The organism is Streptomyces graminilatus, from assembly GCF_001418565.1.
Lineage (GTDB): Bacteria > Actinomycetota > Actinomycetes > Streptomycetales > Streptomycetaceae > Streptomyces > Streptomyces graminilatus.
On record NZ_LIQQ01000123.1, the window covers coordinates 1 to 2,284 of the forward strand.

General features: G+C 71.9%; 3 protein-coding genes. All 3 read right to left on the reverse strand.

Annotated elements, in window-relative coordinates; genetic code table 11:
- The coding region (gene pheA, locus AOK08_RS11765) for a prephenate dehydratase (RefSeq protein ID WP_055525447.1) at nucleotides 1-823 on the reverse strand (823 nt) is incomplete at its 3' end.
- 9 nt (nucleotides 824-832) lie between these two features.
- Nucleotides 833-1,237: a nuclear transport factor 2 family protein gene (locus AOK08_RS11770; RefSeq protein ID WP_241826921.1), complete on the reverse strand. Its 405-nt coding sequence runs from the start codon at nucleotides 1,235-1,237 to the stop codon at nucleotides 833-835.
- Nucleotides 1,238-1,281: 44 nt separating this feature from the next.
- A complete protein-coding gene (locus AOK08_RS11775) occupies nucleotides 1,282-2,202 on the reverse strand; it encodes an NAD-dependent epimerase/dehydratase family protein (RefSeq protein WP_055525449.1) in 921 nt (306 codons plus the stop codon).
- Between the last annotated feature and the right edge of the window lie 82 nt (nucleotides 2,203-2,284).

The window sequence follows — 2,284 nt, forward strand, 5'->3', positions numbered from 1 at the left end:
GCCCCCAGCGCGGATAGCTGCCCAGGAAACGGGCCCCCGCCCCCAGCCCGGCGAGCGCGGACATCGCCTCGCGGACGGGCGGGTTCTCGATGTGGCCGTCGATGTCGATGAAGTAGCGGTAGCTGCCGAGACGGTCCCCGGTGGGCCAGGAGTGGAGCCGGCTGACCTCGATGTTCCGGGACGAGAACTCGGTGAGGATGCCCAGCAGCCGGCCGGGGCCGTCGCCGGGGTTCACCATCAGGGACGTACGGTCCAGCCAGGTCCGGGCCGGCGGGAACCCCGCCGGGGCCACCGCGACGAACCGGGTGACCGCGCGGGCCTGCCTGCCGATGCCGGTGGCCAGGGTCCGCAGGCCGTACAGCTCCGCCGCCAGCGGTGCCGCGACCGCCGCGCCCCCCGCCGCCGACGCCGGGTCGGCCACCTCGCGCGCGGCGGCGGCCGTGGACTCGACGGGCCGTACGCGCGCCTCGGGCAGGTGCTCCGCCAGCCAGTCCGCGCACTGGGCGAGCGCGTGCGGATGGCTCGACACCTCGGTGACGGAGGAGAGTCCGGTGCCGTCGCGGGCCATCAGCGCGAACGTCACCGGCATCTCCACCTCCGCCGTGATGTGCAGTTCCGCCGAGACCAGCTGGTCCATGGTGCTGGGCACGACGCCCTTCACGGAGTTCTCCAGCGGCACCATGGCCGCCGCGCAGTCCCCGCGCCGCACCGCGTCCAGCGCCGCGGGGACCGTGGGGTAGGGACGGCCCCGCCCGGCGGGCACGACCCGGCCGAGCGCCGCCTGCGTGAACGTGCCCTCCGGGCCCAGATAGGCGTACGTCATGACGGACCGTCAGCTCTCGATCAGCCGGTGGAAGACAACCGTGTCGAAGATGTCCTCCATACGGACGGCCAGACCGTCCCGGAGGGTCCAGGAGTGCACGAAGTCCAGGGCCTCGGTGTGCCCGGAGCGCGAGGTGACGTCCCGGATGCCGAAGACCACGACACGGTTGCCGGACTCGACGAACTCCAGCGGGTGCAGGCGCATCCCGCCCAGCACGGTGGGCACATGGGCCAGGAACTCCTTGACCCCGGCGTGGCCCACCTTGGTGCCGCCGAGGCCGTACTCACGCATCCCCTGGGGGTGGATCCACTCCACGTCCTCGGAGAGGACGGCCAGCAGCGCGTCCACGTCCCGGGCACGGAACGCCTGGTAGGCCGCGTGGATCAGCTGGATGTTGCTCCGCCGTGTCGTCACCGGGTCTGAACTCCTCGTCATCCTCGTCATACTCGTCGGCCTCGTCATTTCGTGTACTCGGGGTACATGGACTCGACGGTGCGGCGGATGCCCTCGCGCCAGCCGACCGTGCACGGGCCCGTCAGCCGCCGGCGCGTCGTCGGGTCGAACCGGTAGGTCTCCCGGGTGACCTCGCTCGGCACCAGGTTCGCCTCGACCCCCGTCAGTTCCTCCAGATAGCGCACGCAGTCGGTCATGCCGACCGCCTCGTCACCGCCCCAGTTGGTGAGGACGGCCGGCACCGACGCGGCCTCCCACAGCCGGGGCACCTGGTCGACCAGGTCGTCGGTGTACAGCAGGGAGCACCAGTTCTGGCCCTCGACGGGCACCGGAATCGGCTCGCCGGCCAGCATCCGCTTGAAGTACAGCATCGGCACGCCGCCGTAACCGCCGGGCCCGTAGGCGATGTTGAGACGGGCGATGACGGTGGGCAGACGCAGGGTACGGGCGTACGCGCGGACCACGCCCTCGGTGGCGATCTTGGCGACGGGGTAGACGGGCAGCCAGTCGGCGACCCCGTCGACCGGGTCGTCCTCGGTGTACGCGTGGTCCAGGGTCCGACGCGCGTACAGGGCTCCGGTGGACACGTACAGGAACGCCTCGGCGGTACGGCAGTGGGTCATCAGGCGGGCGGTGGCGACCGTGTTGACCTCGATCGCCGTGTTGAAGTCGCCGTCCTCGCCGCGTCGTACGGCGGAGTGGATGACGTGGGTGAAGTCCTCGGGCAGGCCCTTGAGGGTGTCGTCGCCGGTGTCGTCCATGTCCCAGCGGAACGTGGTGACGCCGTGCCCGGTGAGCGACTCCTCGGACCCGGGGGCGCCGAACCGGCCGAGCGCCCAGACCTCGTTGTCCCGTGCGAGGGCCTTGGCCACCGGGCCGGCCACCTGTCCGGTACCCCCGGTGACCAGGATCTTCTTGCCGTTCATCGTGCTCTCCTCCGTGGGCGGGTGGGGTGGGGTCCGGGCGGGGTTCAGCCGGCGTCGCCGAGCGCGCGGTCGAGTTCCGCGC

Bases quoted from the DNA above. Each gene is read 5' to 3' on its own strand.
- AOK08_RS11775 (WP_055525449.1), bottom strand. From the start codon at position 2,202: ATGAACGGCAAGAAGATCCTGGTCACCGGGGGTACCGGACAGGTGGCC.